Here is a 14,761-nt window from a genome sequence, read left to right on the forward strand (position 1 = left end):
GATTCTTATTTTTGAGAACGATGTCAACGCTGACTTTTAATACGGTAGTCCATCTTCACCTAGAAACAAGAGAGCAATAACGGTTCATATAGAAAAACAATCCAAAGATTAAGGGGTACTAGTAACGCTTAATAGACCCACGTCCATAGTGTCCCCACATAACAGGACAGTCCTGCAAAGCCCTTAAGCGATTAGCGAGATTAACCAAAAAAATAAAGCCCCTATATCCTCAGCAGAGTTGCTGTGACATTAGGGCTTTATGAGCCTATTACTTATTTTGGAAGGTGATTCACCCTACGTCCGGCAGATCATCCCCGGAGAACTGGCTGTTGTAGAGGTCGGCGTAGAAGCCGCCTGCTTCGAGCAGCTCCAGATGGGTGCCCTTCTCAATCACGCTGCCCTGATTCATAACCAGAATCAGATCCGCATCACGGATGGTGGACAGGCGGTGAGCGATAACGAAGCTGGTTCTGCCGTTCATCAGCGTATTCATAGCCTTCTGGATCTGCACCTCCGTGCGGGTATCGACGCTGCTGGTGGCTTCATCCAGAATCAAGATTGAAGGATCGGCCAGGATTGCCCGGGCAATAGTAAGCAGCTGCTTTTGCCCTTGGGAGATGTTCGAGGCTTCCTCGTTCAGGATCGTGTTATAGCCCAGCGGCAGCGTACGGATGAAGTGGTCGGCATGTGCAGCCTTGGCTGCCCGGACCACATCAGCCTCCGTAGCACCTTCCCGGCCGTAAGCGATATTGTCACGGATGGTGCCGTTGAACAGCCAGGTATCCTGGAGCACCATACCGAATTTGCTGCGCAGCTCGCTGCGCTTCATATTGGTGATGTTGACACCATCGATCACAATCTCCCCGCCGCTGATCTCATAGAAGCGCATCAGCAGGTTGATCAGGGTCGTTTTGCCGGCTCCGGTCGGACCTACAATTGCAATAGTCTGTCCCGGGCTGACCTCGATATTCATGTCTTCAATGAGGATAGCATCCTCTTTATAGCCGAACTTCACGTGGCGGAATTCCACGGAGCCCTCTTCTGCATCCGCTGGACGCTTCGCAAGTGAAGTCCCCACCTCAGGAACTTCCTCTTCTTCATCCAGCAGTTCAAATACACGTTCCGCCGAAGCGATGGTGGACTGGATGATGTTGGCGATATTGGCTGTCTGCGTAATCGGCATAGTGAATTGGCGCGAATACTGGATGAAGGCCTGGATATCCCCGACATCAATCGCTTTTTTGGTTACGAAGATCCCGCCGACCACACAGACGAGCACATAACCAAGGTTCCCGATAAACATCATCAGCGGCATAATAATCCCGGAGATGAACTGGGATCTCCAGCCGGAATTGTACAGGTCATCATTAATTTTGTTGAAGTCCTTCAAAGAGTTCTTCTCGCGTCCGAACGCTTTGATAATACGGTGTCCGGTATACATTTCCTCAACATGGCCGTTCAGCTGTCCCAGCGACTTCTGCTGGCCGATGAAATAGGTCTGTGAGCGTTTGGTGATCAGCATAATGACCACGAAGCTCAGCGGCAGCGTTACTATGGTAATCAACGTCAGCCACGGGCTGATGGTCAGCATCATTACGATGACACCAATAATCGTCACAATGGACGTAATAAGCTGGGTCAAGCTCTGCTGCAGGGTAGTACTGATATTGTCTACATCATTGGTCGCCCGGCTTAATATTTCCCCGTGCGTCCGGGAATCGAAATACTTCAGCGGCAGCCGTTCAAGCTTGCTGTTGATCTGCTCACGCATATCATATACGACCTTCTGCGCCACACCGGCCATTACATACTGCTGTATATAACTGAACAGTGAGCTTAACAGATACAGTCCGGCCAGGAGAATCAGAATATCATTAATATAGCCAAAATCAATCTCCGCTCCAGGTACACCCATCAGCTTGCCATAGGCGCCTTCAAACAATTTGGTGGTAGCTCTACCCATTACTTTAGGGCTGAAAATGCTGAATATGGTACTGGCAATCGCCATCACAAACACAATAATCAGCTGAACCTGGCGCGGGCGCAAATACCGGGTCAGGCGCCGCAGCGTTCCCTTGAAGTCCTTGGCTTTCTCAGCCGGCATCCTCATGCCCGGACCGCCGGGTCCTCCGCCTGGTCCGAAGCCGCCACCTGAACGCCGGGGCGGTTTCATGTCTCTATTCTGCTCACTCATGCTATTTCCTCCTCTGACAACTGCGAGGATACGATCTCGCGGTACACCTCATTGTTATCCAGCAGCTCACGGTGTGTGCCCATTCCGACAATTTCACCGTCATCCAGTACGATAATCCGGTCTGCATCCATAACTGTACTGACACGCTGTGCGACAATAAGGACTGTAGATTCTGTAGTCTCCCCCTTCAGGGCAGCACGCAGCTTAGCATCGGTCTTGAAGTCAAGCGCCGAGAAGCTGTCATCAAACAGATACACTTCCGGTTTCCGTACCAGTGCACGGGCAATGGACAAACGCTGCTTCTGGCCGCCGGAGACATTACCTCCGCCCTGGGAGATTTCCGAATTGAAGCCGTCCTTCATGGCCGTTACGAAATCATAGGCCTGGGCCACCTTGGCGGCATGAAGGATTTCATCCTCCGTAGCGTCTTCCTTCCCGTAACGGATATTCTCGTTAATGGTACCGGTGAACAGCACGGCTTTTTGCGGGATATAACCGATCTTGCTCCGCAGATCCTCCTGCGTCATCTGGCGTACATCCACTCCATCGACGCGGATCGCACCTTCAATAGCATCATAGAATCTTGGAATCATGCTTAGCAGCGTTGATTTACCTGACCCGGTTCCGCCGATAATAGCTGTAATCTCGCCGGGGCGTGCACTGAAGGTAATTCCGGACAGCGCAGGCTGTTCAGCCCCCGGGTAAGAGAAGGATACATTGTCGAACTCCACAAAACCGCGCATTCCGTCACGGCCGTCCGCATGGGTAGCTGTAGCCGTAGTCTTCAGGTCTGCGGTTGTCGGATCCGTAATTTCAGGCTGCATATCGAGGACTTCATTGATACGCAGTGCAGAGGCAGAGGCTCTTGGAATCAGGACAAACATCATCGAAACCATGATGAGGGAGAACATAATCTGCATTGCATATTGAATGAAGGCCATTAGTGAACCTACCTGGAGATCGCCGTCGCCAATCCGGATTCCACCATAATAGAGGATAGCGATCATGGAGAAGTTCATCACGATCATCATCAGCGGCATCAGTCCGGCCATAACCTTATTCACTTTGATTGCAGTATCCGTCAGATCTGCATTGGCCAGACTAAACCGCTTATTCTCATGCTCAATCCGGTTGAACGAGCGGATTACGCGGATACCGGTCAGATGCTCACGCAGCACAAGGTTTAATTTATCCAGCTTGATCTGGATGGCTTTAAACAGCGGAAGCCCCTTCATTCCAATGAAGAAGATCGCTCCAACCAGCAGCGGAATGACCACTACAAAGATCAGCGAGAGCTTGGCATCCTCGGACACCGCCATAATGATCCCGCCGATCATCATCATCGGAGCACCAATCATCATGCGAAGCATCATAGTTAATACGGTCTGGACTTGTGTAATATCGTTGGTGGTACGTGTAATTAATGATGCCGTACCCAGCTTGTCGAATTCATGCAGCGTGAAGTTCTCGACATGGTTGAACATCCGTGACCGGGTGTTCTTACCGAAGCCGGCTGCAACCTTAGCTGACAGATAGCTGGCAATAATGGAGCAGACTGCACCGCCGGCCGCTACCAGCAGCATGAAGCCGCCGATTCTCCAGATATAAGGCTGATCGCCATCTACAATCCCCTTATCAATAATGTCACTCATCAGGGTCGGGAGATACAAATCCCCCATGGACTGCAGGAATACGAGAATCAGTACTGCGGCTATTGCCAATCGGAAGGGTCTCAAATGCTTTAGTAATTTAATCAAGTTTCTCATCTCCGTTCATTTGTAACCGGTCTAGATTAGGCGGAGGATTGTCTTTCATGAAGGCATGTACTTTAAGCAGCAGCTCTGCCAGCTGGTCAGACTCTTCCTCACCCAGATACTCCACCATTTTGTTAAGCGTGGTGTCCATGTGCTTCTTGGCCTTGCGGGTAATAATTTTCCCCTGTTCCGTCAACTTGATGCGTACCACTCTCCGGTCGGAGGCGTCAGCTTGCCGTTCCACCATCTGCTTAGCCTCCAGACTGTTGATCAGCTGTGTGACCGTAGGCGGAGTCAGCCCCAGAAAGCGGCTGATTTCAGAAACCTTGAGTCCTACATCAGATGAATGGGACGCCCGTGCAATACATATCAATAAAGTCATCTCACTTGGCTTATGACCCTCCACGGAATGATGCAGGTGGCCTTTGCGCAGCTTCCGGAGTGCGGAGAAAAGCTTGTGTCCGACTGAATTTTCATCTTCTCTATTTATCCCAATGTTCCCACCTCTTTTTTAGTTAGGTATACAAATAATTAAATACTATATTAATTAGGCTACCTAATTATATTTTCCGGGCAAACCTTTGTCAATTCCTGAATACGCTATCAATTATTACAGATTGAAGAACGCAGTATGAAGGAACATTGTTCTTTTTTTCACATAATCACGCACAAATGCTCCCTCGACACGGATGGCCGGGGAGTAATCCTTAGATAAGGTAATGATTAAGCTAAATAACGCCAAAACGCGGGCTCTCATGATCCGTGATTTCCTCATGCTGCCTCACCTCCCTTAACAGCTCCCTGTAGGCATTCTGCTGGGTGTCAGAGGAGAATTCCCTGTTCAGTTCGAAGAGGGTCACACAATTAATGAAATCCTTCCCACTATTCAGCCTGACGGATAACCGCAGAGATTGAATAATATAGTCAATTCCTCTGGAATACTGTTTACGGGAGATATGATACATAGCTATCTGGTAATAAAGACGGTACACACGGTCTACATTAATCGGGTCCTGGAATTGTTCAAAACGCAGCATCTCCCTGGAAAAGCGTGACAGCACAGCGTCTGCTGAGAATCTGAAACGGTTGGCCGACTCCAGAATAATGACCATGCCGGATAGAATTTCACCGGGATGCTCTGCCAAAAAAGCTATATATGCCGGCAGCACCGAAGTATTGCCCATTAATATCTCAAGGGTAAAGCTATTCGCTACAGCAAACAGCCGGAAGCTATCCACGGCACTGCGCCCTTCATCATCCAGCAGCTCAAACCATCCCAGATCCGCATAACCGGCGGTGTATTTCTTGGCCTGCTCATATTCCCCACGCTTGGTAAGCGCCGAAGCCTTCAATAGATAGCCATGGCCATAGTAGACTACCAGCGGGCGTTCCGCCTGGAAAGCCTCTACCCGTTTCCCCTTGCTTCTGCGCAGCTCCTCGCGGTAGATCCCATGGGCTAATGCCCTCAGCTCATCGGCAAATTTCTCTACATCCTTCCAGCGGTGCAGAGCAAAGCATACCTTCGCCAGCTTAAGCAGCCCGTCGAGCTGCATGTCCTCGGGAAGCAGACCGCGGAACGGCTCAAAGCGGATTACAGCACGCAGCTTCTGTTCCATATCCATATCAGGAGTAGACTGCAGGGATTTGAAAATACGGTACTGGCTGATGGCCAGCCGTTCTGAGTAGCTATCCGGCTCATTGTCTACAATAAGCCTGTAGAACACGACCGACTCCTGTGTCTTGCCGCTGCAGAACAGCCTCTCCGCAACCGTATAGATGATATCCAGCGGCCTGGGGTATTCCAGAATTCTGCCCAACACTTCATCAATACACTGCCGCTTGCCAATTTCGGCACAGCGGACCAAAAAAGGCTCCACACGGCGGCGGGAAATTCTGTCTTCACTAAAGCACTCTTCCACATATAGCGGATACAGCCAGCCCTCCGGGAATCCGAATGCCCGCGTCATCGCATCCAGTTGTCCCAGTGAAATCGGCTTGGGCGGATTGCCATGAAGGATCGCACTGAGGCTTCCCCGGTTGAGTCCGGATATTTTGGCAAACGAGGCAAGATTATGGCCCGAGCGGGACAAATTTTTCTCAATTTCTGTTCGTAGCGTTGTCAGTTTCGCCTCCACCCGGCACCTCCTCAAGGATTCACTTGTAACCCTTCTATTTATTGCCATTATAGGTGATGACTATTGAAAGCACAACAAAATGGCCCCACATAGTGAGACCTCAACATCCAGACGCTTACTGGAGTTATTGTATAATTTAGACTACTGCTGCAAGGCTGCTTTATTTCTGATCCGCTGGTTTTTGGTGTTCTTGGTGTACCCTGCTGCCCCGTTCTTGCGGCTGCGCAGGCTCTCCATCATCAGATTCTGGGCAAGTACAATATATCCGTCCAGCCGCTGGCTGAGCTCCAGAACCGCATGATCACTCAGACTCCGCTCCTGGGCCACCTCAAGCAATTCACTTCTTAAGTTTTCTATAGTAAGAAACAGCTCATCTTCTCTATAATCCCTGTTCTGGTTATCGGGGGAATTCTGGTAAAGGTTCACGGTTACTCACCTTCTCTCTATCAACTTCTCCCTTATCATAATTCATGATGCCAAAAAACATATTTTGAAAAAAAAGAAAAAAATGTCGTTTACAGCTCCCCGAGCACTTTCATCGCAAAGGCAATCCACTCCCGCGCCGCGAAGGACAGATAACGGTCTCGGCGCCAGATCATTCCCAGCTGCCAGGGTATCACAGGCTCGGTCAGGGGGATGACCGCGATCCGTGAACGGTCCATATCCTTGCATATGGTCTCCGGCAGCAGAGCAATGCCCATTCCGGCAGCTACCATCCGGCTGATCAGATCCCACTGCGAGCTCTCATAAACCACTTTGGGCTGAAAGCCTGCTTTGACACATTCCGAAATAATCCGGTCATGCAGGGCGAAGTCCTCCCGGAACAGCACGAATTCCTCTTCTGCCAGCTCTTTCAGCGGCACATTCTGCGCCCCGTCCAGACGGTGCCCTGCGGGAACCAGCAATTGCAGCTTCTCTTCCACAAAGGTGAAGCAGTGAAACTTGGCTCTGTTGACAGGCAGGACAATCGCCCCGATATCAAGCAGGCCGGACTCCACATCATCCTCTACCTTTTTGGCGCCGTCTTCATGCAGCCTTATCGTCACCTCCGGGTAACGGCGGTGAAATTCCCCGATGACAGCAGGGAAGAAACTGGCTCCTACCATAGGAGGCAGCCCAATGCGGATATGCCCCTGCTTCAGATTGCGCAGACTGTCCAGCTCCGAGGAGAGGCTCGTGAAGGACTCTACAATATTCTGCGCCTTAACCAGCAGAAGCTCGCCGGCATCGGTCAGACGGATGCTTTTGCCCTCCCGGTAAAATAGATCCGCCCCCAGTTCAATCTCCAGATTGCGGATCATCTTGCTGATCGTGGGTTGGGTAATATACAGCGATTCCGCCGCCCTGGAGAAGCTGTTCAGCCTGGCCGCCTGCACGAAATACTCCAGCTGTCTGATGTCCATAACGATAACCTCCATGTATAGATGAAAGGAATGTGAGATATTCAATCTATTCATTGTACCTATGAAAGAAAAGGTTGTAAACTTTCAGTAAGACGAAAGGAAGTAATCGCTATGAAAAAGATCGCCTTAGGCTTACTGCAGGTAGCCGGACTTACCGTCTTCTCCCTGCTGGTGAATACATTAACCTCATTTCTGCATATTCCGCTTCCCGGAAGCATTATCGGGATGATTCTCTTATTTCTGCTGCTGGAGTCCGGTGTGATCCGGCTGAACTGGGTAGAGGTTGGCGCCTCGTGGCTGCTTGCCGAGCTGCTGCTGTTCTTCATCCCTTCCGCTATAGGTGTTATGAAATACTCGAAGCTGCTCGAGGCAGACGGTCTGCAGGTGCTGGCGGTTGTACTCGTGGGTACGTTTGCTGTAATGGCCGGCTCCGGGGTACTCACGGGTGCTATTTATAGAATAAAGGAGCGTAGAAGCTCATGATAACCGGATTATTATTTCTTGGACTCACCATCGCTGTCTACCTTCTGGCCAAACGTATCTATGCCTCCAGCGGCAAAATGTACACTTCTCCGCTGATTATTACACCGCTGCTGATCATCGCCTTCCTGCTGATGACGGGCAGCTCCTATGAATCTTACAATGCGGGAGGCAAATGGCTATCGGACCTGCTTCAGCCGGCGACTATCGCCTTTGCGATCCCACTCCATAAAAACTTCAGGGTACTCAAAAAGCACGCCGCCGAAATTGCGGCAGGCGTGCTGTCAGGAACGGTTATTGCCGTGATCTCATCCATGCTGCTGGCCAAATGGCTGCATCTTAGCGGTGATCTGGCAACCAGTCTGGTGCCTCGCTCGGTGACCACACCGATCGCCATGAGCATCTCGCAAAGCATCGGCGGCGTTCCCAGCATTACAGCGGTCTTCGTCATTCTGACCGGTGTACTGGGAACGATGATGGGACCGTCTGTGCTCCGCCTTTTCCGCATTGACAATGAAATTGCGCGCGGGGTATCGCTGGGAACCGCAGCGCATGGTACAGGCACGTCCAAAGCCTTCGAGCTGAGTTCGCTGACCGGCACCATCTCCAGTATCGCGATGATTCTGACGGCGCTGTTCTCTATCGGGCTTGCGCCGGCACTAATCGCGGTTTTCCTCCACTAGGCCGTCCCGGCTTGGGCCATAGACCGGCAGCACACGGCGAAAGCCATGCTGCCGGTCTTTTTTCTACATAGTAACCGTACAAGCCTACAGCTTCACCGGCACTCCGCTCTGTGCGGAGTCATAAGCTGCGCAGGTCACCTTCAAGGTCTTATATCCGTCCTCATAATCGCTGAGAATGCGGGAACGGTCTCCGGTCCGCACAGCATGCAGGAATGCTTCGCTCTCCACCGCGTAGGGGTTACCAGTGTTCTTGAATTCCTTGCTGTCCCCGCTGCGGACTTCCAGCAGACGTTCCGGGTTCCAGTCGAGCATTCCGTTATCATTATAGAAGCTGATGCCCGCTTTACCCACTTCCCCTGGCAGCACACAGGTGTTGGAGATGCTGGCAATGATGCCGCTCTCCAGCTTCAGGGACACTGTACCCACATCGGACACAGTCACCCCTTCATGCTTCTCGTGCATAATCCGGTTGCCGAACATCCCATAGACTTCTGTTACCTCACCGGCCAGATAACGCAGCAGGTCGACGATATGCGTAGTCTGCTCCGTGAATTGTCCGCCGGACTGCTCCTGGTTGCGCCACCAGGCCACGCCCGGCATCCCGCCCATCCATTCTCCGACGATCATCCCTACCTTGTCCGAACTTAGCGATTGCTTCAGCCGCTGGATGTTCTCCTGATACCGGAAATGATAGCCGACAGAAGTCAGCAGCTGATGCTCCTTAATATCCTGCAGCAGGCTGGCCGGAATGGCCGTGCTTGAGCCCAGCGGCTTCTCGACAAAGAAAGGGATATCTCTTCGGATCAGCGACCGTTCAATCGCCCCGTGTGACTGTGGAGGCACGCAGATATAGACGGCATCCAGCTTGTGCGCATCCAGCATCTCGATGATATCCCCATAGCCCTCGGCTCCGTAAGGACGGGCCATGTCCTCACCCTTTGACTTGCTGCTGCCGCAGACTGCCTTCAGTGATACATCCTCCATCCCTGCCAGCAAATCCGCATGCACCTTGGAGAACCACCCTGTTCCGACTATTCCGATATTTAGCGTCATGTCCTTACCTCCTGTTGTCTGATGAATGCCTTTTCATTCGATTATACCCGCTTATGCCATGACAAAGTAGTCCCGCCACTCCTCGGGGAGCAGCTGCCGGTAAGAATTCTGGAGAAAGCGGTCATCCGCCAGCACAATAATGCCGCTGTCGTTCTCGCTGCGGATCAGCCGGCCCCCTGCCTGCTGCACCTTGCACATGCCCGGGTAGACATAAGCGTAATCGAACCCGTTCTTCCCCTGTGCCTGAAAGTAGCTCCGCAGCAGATTGCGCTCCAGCCCCACCTGCGGCAGGCCGACCCCGACCACCATCACACCATTCAGACGATCGCCCGGCAAATCCACCCCTTCGGAGAAAATGCCGCCCAGCACGGCAAAGCCGAGCAGAGTATCCGGATTGTCCGGGCGGAACGCCGCAAGGAAGTTCTCCCGCTCGGTCTCGCTCATCCCGCTGCCCTGCAGCAGGGTAGCGACTTCCGGGTATTTCTCAGTGAACACTTCATATACATTCTTCAAATAGAGATAAGAGGGGAAGAAGACCAGGTAATTGCCTTTCCTTGAGACCATCCCTTTCAGTGCATCGCTAAGCGGCTGTAAGGAGGCGTCCCGGTCATGGTAGCGGGTGGATACCGGAAGCACAGATACCTGCCACTGCTCTTTATGAAAAGGCGAGGACAGGCTCAGGCTGTAGTCCTCCTCATCTGCGCCGATCATATCCCTGTAATAGGAGAGGGGCGAGAGTGTGGCTGAGAACAGGATCTGACTGCGGAAGCTCTTAGCCATCTGCTGCAGCAAATGCGACGGATCGAGATTGAACAGCTTCAGGTACACATCACCGCTGCGCACTTCCGCATAGGTAATGTAACGCTCATCATAGGTCTTGAACGTACGCAGCATTCCCTGCACCGCATAGTACGTATCCAGCAGGCTGCCGGCTTCCCCCTCCTCCGCCTGCGGAGTAATCAGCGGGGAAGCATGCAGCAGCTCCAGCTCGGCTTCGGAAGCGAAAAGCTCAAGCAGCTCCGGCAGCTCCCCGGGATACTCCGTCCATTCTCCCGCCCCCTTGTCCCCGCAGCTCTTCCGCAGCGCAATGAAGAAGGCATTTACGGCTTTCGCGGTGCTGCTTAGCCGCGGATTCACTGTTTTGTATTGCCGCTGAAGTCCCAGGAACGGCGCCTTGGTAAGCGAGGCGGAGTACATCTCCCGCCCCCGGTCCACCAGATTATGCGCTTCATCCACGAGCAGCACCGTTTTTTTCTTCCGCTCCTCGGACATCCGCTTCAGGCTGATCCGGGGGTCATAGATATAATTATAATCGCAGATGACAATGTCGCTGGCGTAGGCGGCATCCAGGGAGAATTCGAACGGGCAGACCTCATGCTTTCGGGCATAAGCAGCAATGGTCTCGCGCGTCATCAGCGTTTCGTGCTCCAGCATATCGAGCATGGCGGCATTGATCCGGTCATAGTAGCCTTCTGCAAAAGGACAGGAATCCGCACCGCAGCTTCCTTCCTCACGGAAACATGCCTTCTCCTTGGCCGTAAGCGTAATCACATGCAGATGCAGCCCCCGGCTGTTCAGCATCATCACCGCCTCCTGTGCCGCAATCCGTGTAACCGTCTTGGCGGTCAGATAGAAGATGCCGGACACCTTGTCCTCACCAAGTGCCTTGACCGCCGGGAACAGGGTGGACATCGTTTTGCCGATGCCTGTGGGTGCCTGCGCGAAGAGATTGGCCCCCTCTGCAATCGAAGTGTAGACTGCAGCAGCGAAATGACGCTGGCCGGGCCGGTAACCCGAGAACGGAAACGACAAGCTTTGGATGCTCTCTCCCCTCTTCGCCCTGTAGCGGACCATCATTTCAGCATACGGCGCATACTTGGCTACCGTCTCTTCAGCAAAGGCTGTCAGCTCTTCGCGGGTCATTTCCCGGTAAAGGCTATACTGCTCCTCACTTCCCCGCTGCACATAGGTTAACTTAACCTGTATTGCCGGGAGATCCAGATCCTGCGTGAGGATATAGGCATACATGAAAGCCTGCGCCCAGTGTACCTCACGTCCTTCCAAGGCAGAATCCGGCGTTCCGGCAATGGATTTGATCTCCTCCACAGTCAGGCTGCCGTCCCCGGCTGCAAGCAGGCCGTCGCAGCGCCCGTCTATGATGAACAGCAGATCCCCATGCGGAATCTCCGTTTTTAAATACACCTCTTTGCGGTCCGCTTCCTTATATTGCTTCTGAATCAGCTGATGGCTGCGCGTACCCTCCACCATAGCCGCACCGCTGCGGAATCCCGGCTCCAGACTGCCGCTGCTGAAGGCATACTCGACCAGTGCCCTCACGGATAAAGCGATTTCTGCATAGCTCATCATGCATCACCTCCATTAATTCCCGGATTGTTCTTTTGGCTCAGACGTCATTTTCGTCCTTTATCACGGATATAAACCTGCCTGAGGGCGTTACCGGCCCTTGGATTCATTCAGGATTGATTTTACGCTTTCCCCAAAGGGTATGCGGCGGTTTCTGATTTTTGACATTCCTTGCCTGGCGCTGCATAATAGGCTTTATTGATAATGGTATTCTTTTGTCCTCGTGCCGCTGTTTCCTTCCAGCCGGGAAACATGTTTATTCTTAAGAAAGAAGGCGAAGCTGTGTCATCCGTAACGATCAAACGATGGTTGCTCAAGCCATTTGTGTTCTTCTCAATTATTTTCGTCCTTAAAAGCCTTTTAGCCTGGGGTGTCATTTTTGAAGACCTGCAGTTCTGGAAATCGGTACTGACTGAAATCCCTTTTGTCTGGGCACTTTTCTTCCTGATTGAGCGTTTTGCCTCCAAACGGAAACTCGGATATTACATGACGGTTAATCTGCTGGTTACCGCCATCTTTTTTGCCGCTATTATGTACTTCAAATATTACGGGGTTATTGTCACTTACCATGCGGCAGAGCAGGTGAACCAGGTCACTGCGGTGCGCAACAGCGTATTCTCACTCATGGACCCTTATTATCTGCTGATCTTCACCGACATTATCGTCCTTGGCTTCTACTTCTTCATTAACAAGAACGGACGCAACTACAAGAAGGATAAAATTAACCGCCACAATGGAAGAATGCTGCATGTCGTCCTGTTCGCAGTTTCACTCGGACTCTGCCTGTTCAATATTCTTCCCAACAAAGCAAGCATGAATGAAATTAAGAAGGCCCAGGAAATGGGTATCCTTAATTATGAAGCATATACTATCTTTGCTCAAGATAAACCAGAGCTTGTAAATGCCAGCGAGATTACGCAGGATACCATTAATCAGCTTAAGGGAATCGATCCTTCTGCGGTATCCCCGTATGCCGGGGCTGCCAAGGGCAAGAATCTGATTATTATTCAGCTGGAATCCTTCCAGAACTTCCTGCTCGGTCTGAAGGTGGACGGCCAGGAAATCACACCTAACCTGAACCGCCTGATGGAGGACAGCCTGTATTTCAACAACTTCTATCAGATGGTCGGTCAGGGCAACACTTCAGACGCAGAATTCGTAGTTAATTCGTCCTTCTACATTCCACCGCAAGGCGCAGCTACAATGTCTTATGTGGATAAGGAAGTGCCAAGTCTGCCGCGTCTGCTGCAGGCCAGCGGGTACCAGTCAGCCACCTTCCATACCAATGATGTGGAATTCTGGAACCGCGGCGAGCTGTACAGCTCACTGGGCTGGGATCATTATTACGATCACAAATTCTTCGGGGACGAAGATACCTTCTTCTTCGGCGCTTCCGATGAAGTGCTCTACCGCAAAACTTCAGAGAAGCTGAAAGAAATGAGCGATGAGGGACAGCCGTTCTACGCACAGGTGATCTCAATGTCTGCCCACCATCCGTTCACCATCCCTGCAGAAAAGTATAAAATGAAGCTGCCTGAACGTTATGAAGGTACTTTCGTCGGAGATTATATCCGGTCGCAGAACTATGCCGACTATGCCTTCGGACAATTCGTGGATGAACTGAAGGCGGACGGAATATGGGATAACAGCCTGATTATGGTCTACGGAGACCATATGGGACTGCCTATCTACTCGCTTGATCACGACGACAAGGAATTAATGAAGGAAATCTACGGTTATGATTATGCCTATGCGAATATGCTGAATATTCCGCTGCTCGTTCACGGCAAGGGATTGGCGCCGCAAACACTTGAGCAGGTGGGCGGAGAAGTGGATATTATGCCTACTGCTGCCAGCCTGCTGGGCGTATCGATGGATAACAACATTCATTTCGGCCAGGATTTGCTCAGCCAGTCTTACAATCTGCTGCCTCAGCGGTATTACCTGCCTACCGGTTCGTTTATCGCCAGCTCCGGCCTGCTGATTCCCGGCAACAGCTTTGAGGATAATACACAATATCCGCTTGCGAGCGGCGGTCATACTCCGGCCGGCACCGAGGATGAATATACCCGTGCCTTACGGCTGCGCCAGTTGTCGGACAGCTATGTTACACAGCTGCCGGACAAAGAACCGGATAAAGAATAGTTCTGAGCCTATCGTAGAACATACAGAAATAAGCCAGCCTCCCGAAACTTTGGGGGCTGGCTTATTTTATATACTTCATGGCAGCTATCACTGTTCAAGGATTATCGTTCCTGCTTCTCAAGCAGCAAATAATAGTGTGCGAAATTCTCGAGCTCTTCTGGCTCAAGTATGGATAAGTGCTCCTCCAGCAGCAGCATCGACCGGTGTTGCGCTTCTTCCAGAACTCCTTGCCCCTTACCCGTTATCGTCACGATTACCGCCCGGCGGTCGTTCTCATCGGGAACGCGCGCAATCAGCTCCAGCAGCTCCAGACGGTCCAGCATTACCGTGACCGCACTGGATTTCACCTCCATTTTATCGGCCAGATGAATAACCCGTGCCTGTTTCTCCTGAGCAATCATATGCAACAGTCCGAACTGCGGAACCGTTAATCCTATTTCCTTATGCAGAGACATCTGCGACATTATTTTGCGCTGCACCTTCCACATGGATATGCCCACACGTTCGATCAACGGATTGATATCTTGCGTCATCCCTTCAGCTCCCAGTC

At 51.8% G+C, this 14,761-nt stretch carries 12 protein-coding genes; 3 read left to right on the forward strand and 9 right to left on the reverse strand.

All coding sequences use genetic code 11. The features are described 5' to 3' along the window. Window positions 1–289 precede the first annotated feature (289 nt). From NSQ73_RS28135 to cidR, 6 genes are all read right to left on the reverse strand, one after another. Window positions 290–2,194, reverse strand: coding sequence for an ABC transporter ATP-binding protein (locus NSQ73_RS28135; RefSeq protein WP_076247616.1), 1,905 nt, complete (start codon window positions 2,192–2,194; stop codon window positions 290–292). Continuing rightward, window positions 2,191–3,951: an ABC transporter ATP-binding protein gene (locus NSQ73_RS28140; protein WP_076247618.1), complete on the reverse strand. Its 1,761-nt coding sequence runs from the start codon at window positions 3,949–3,951 to the stop codon at window positions 2,191–2,193. The genes NSQ73_RS28135 and NSQ73_RS28140 overlap by 4 nt, the downstream gene beginning before the upstream one ends. After that, window positions 3,944–4,330, reverse strand: coding sequence for a MarR family winged helix-turn-helix transcriptional regulator (locus NSQ73_RS28145; protein ID WP_052422143.1), 387 nt, complete (start codon window positions 4,328–4,330; stop codon window positions 3,944–3,946). Before NSQ73_RS28145 ends, NSQ73_RS28140 begins: the two co-directional genes overlap by 8 nt. Before the next feature lie 346 nt (window positions 4,331–4,676). After that, complete coding sequence (locus tag NSQ73_RS28150; protein WP_340989476.1) at window positions 4,677–6,083, reverse strand: DNA-binding protein; 1,407 nt, start codon at window positions 6,081–6,083, stop codon at window positions 4,677–4,679. 141 nt (window positions 6,084–6,224) lie between these two features. Continuing rightward, window positions 6,225–6,509, reverse strand: coding sequence for a Spo0E family sporulation regulatory protein-aspartic acid phosphatase (locus NSQ73_RS28155; RefSeq protein WP_171720722.1), 285 nt, complete (start codon window positions 6,507–6,509; stop codon window positions 6,225–6,227). An 89-nt stretch (window positions 6,510–6,598) separates the two neighbouring features. Continuing rightward, entirely contained in the window at window positions 6,599–7,486 is an 888-nt protein-coding gene (gene cidR, locus NSQ73_RS28160; protein WP_340989478.1) for a cidABC operon transcriptional activator CidR, read from the reverse strand. 111 nt (window positions 7,487–7,597) lie between these two features. Here cidR and NSQ73_RS28165 point away from each other — a divergent pair, with 111 nt between their 5' ends. Together NSQ73_RS28165 and NSQ73_RS28170 are read left to right on the forward strand one after the other, a co-directional pair. Further along, window positions 7,598–7,969, forward strand: a complete 372-nt coding sequence (locus NSQ73_RS28165) for a CidA/LrgA family protein (RefSeq protein ID WP_039305543.1) — start codon at window positions 7,598–7,600, stop codon at window positions 7,967–7,969. Beyond that, entirely contained in the window at window positions 7,966–8,649 is a 684-nt protein-coding gene (locus NSQ73_RS28170; protein WP_083705701.1) for a CidB/LrgB family autolysis modulator, read from the forward strand. Before NSQ73_RS28165 ends, NSQ73_RS28170 begins: the two co-directional genes overlap by 4 nt. An 84-nt stretch (window positions 8,650–8,733) precedes the next feature. On the opposite strand, the gene NSQ73_RS28175 is transcribed toward NSQ73_RS28170, so the two are convergent. Both NSQ73_RS28175 and NSQ73_RS28180 read right to left on the reverse strand, forming a co-directional pair. Beyond that, window positions 8,734–9,702 carry a Gfo/Idh/MocA family protein gene (locus NSQ73_RS28175; protein ID WP_042140302.1) on the reverse strand — a complete coding sequence of 323 codons (969 nt, stop codon included), beginning with the start codon at window positions 9,700–9,702 and terminating at the stop codon, window positions 8,734–8,736. A 51-nt stretch (window positions 9,703–9,753) separates the two neighbouring features. Continuing rightward, window positions 9,754–12,066 (reverse strand): ATP-dependent DNA helicase, encoded by a 2,313-nt coding sequence (locus NSQ73_RS28180; protein WP_340990702.1) that lies wholly within the window; start codon window positions 12,064–12,066, stop codon window positions 9,754–9,756. Window positions 12,067–12,318: 252 nt separating this feature from the next. On the opposite strand from NSQ73_RS28180, the gene NSQ73_RS28185 reads away from it, so the two are divergent. Beyond that, window positions 12,319–14,211 (forward strand): LTA synthase family protein, encoded by a 1,893-nt coding sequence (locus NSQ73_RS28185; RefSeq protein WP_340989480.1) that lies wholly within the window; start codon window positions 12,319–12,321, stop codon window positions 14,209–14,211. A 101-nt stretch (window positions 14,212–14,312) separates the two neighbouring features. Here NSQ73_RS28185 and NSQ73_RS28190 read toward each other — a convergent pair whose 3' ends face one another. Then, on the reverse strand, window positions 14,313–14,744 hold the full coding sequence (locus NSQ73_RS28190; RefSeq protein ID WP_042140305.1) for a MarR family winged helix-turn-helix transcriptional regulator: 432 nt from the start codon (window positions 14,742–14,744) through the stop codon (window positions 14,313–14,315). Window positions 14,745–14,761: the final 17 nt, after the last annotated feature.

Origin of the sequence: Paenibacillus sp. FSL R10-2736 (assembly GCF_038000245.1) — a bacterium.
GTDB lineage: Bacteria > Bacillota > Bacilli > Paenibacillales > Paenibacillaceae > Paenibacillus_AQ > Paenibacillus_AQ phytohabitans.

Excerpts from the sequence above, each read along its gene's own strand:
- NSQ73_RS28175 (WP_042140302.1), bottom strand. The coding sequence starts at position 9,702 with ATGACGCTAAATATCGGAATAGTCGGAACAGGGTGGTTCTCCAAGGTG.
- NSQ73_RS28190 (WP_042140305.1), bottom strand. The coding sequence starts at position 14,744 with ATGACGCAAGATATCAATCCGTTGATCGAACGTGTGGGCATATCCATG.
- NSQ73_RS28185 (WP_340989480.1), top strand. The coding sequence starts at position 12,319 with ATGTTTATTCTTAAGAAAGAAGGCGAAGCTGTGTCATCCGTAACGATC.
- NSQ73_RS28170 (WP_083705701.1), top strand. The coding sequence starts at position 7,966 with ATGATAACCGGATTATTATTTCTTGGACTCACCATCGCTGTCTACCTT.
- NSQ73_RS28165 (WP_039305543.1), top strand. The coding sequence starts at position 7,598 with ATGAAAAAGATCGCCTTAGGCTTACTGCAGGTAGCCGGACTTACCGTC.
- NSQ73_RS28145 (WP_052422143.1), bottom strand. The coding sequence starts at position 4,330 with ATGACTTTATTGATATGTATTGCACGGGCGTCCCATTCATCTGATGTA.
- NSQ73_RS28135 (WP_076247616.1), bottom strand. The coding sequence starts at position 2,194 with ATGAGTGAGCAGAATAGAGACATGAAACCGCCCCGGCGTTCAGGTGGC.
- cidR (WP_340989478.1), bottom strand. The coding sequence starts at position 7,486 with ATGGACATCAGACAGCTGGAGTATTTCGTGCAGGCGGCCAGGCTGAAC.
- NSQ73_RS28180 (WP_340990702.1), bottom strand. The coding sequence starts at position 12,066 with ATGAGCTATGCAGAAATCGCTTTATCCGTGAGGGCACTGGTCGAGTAT.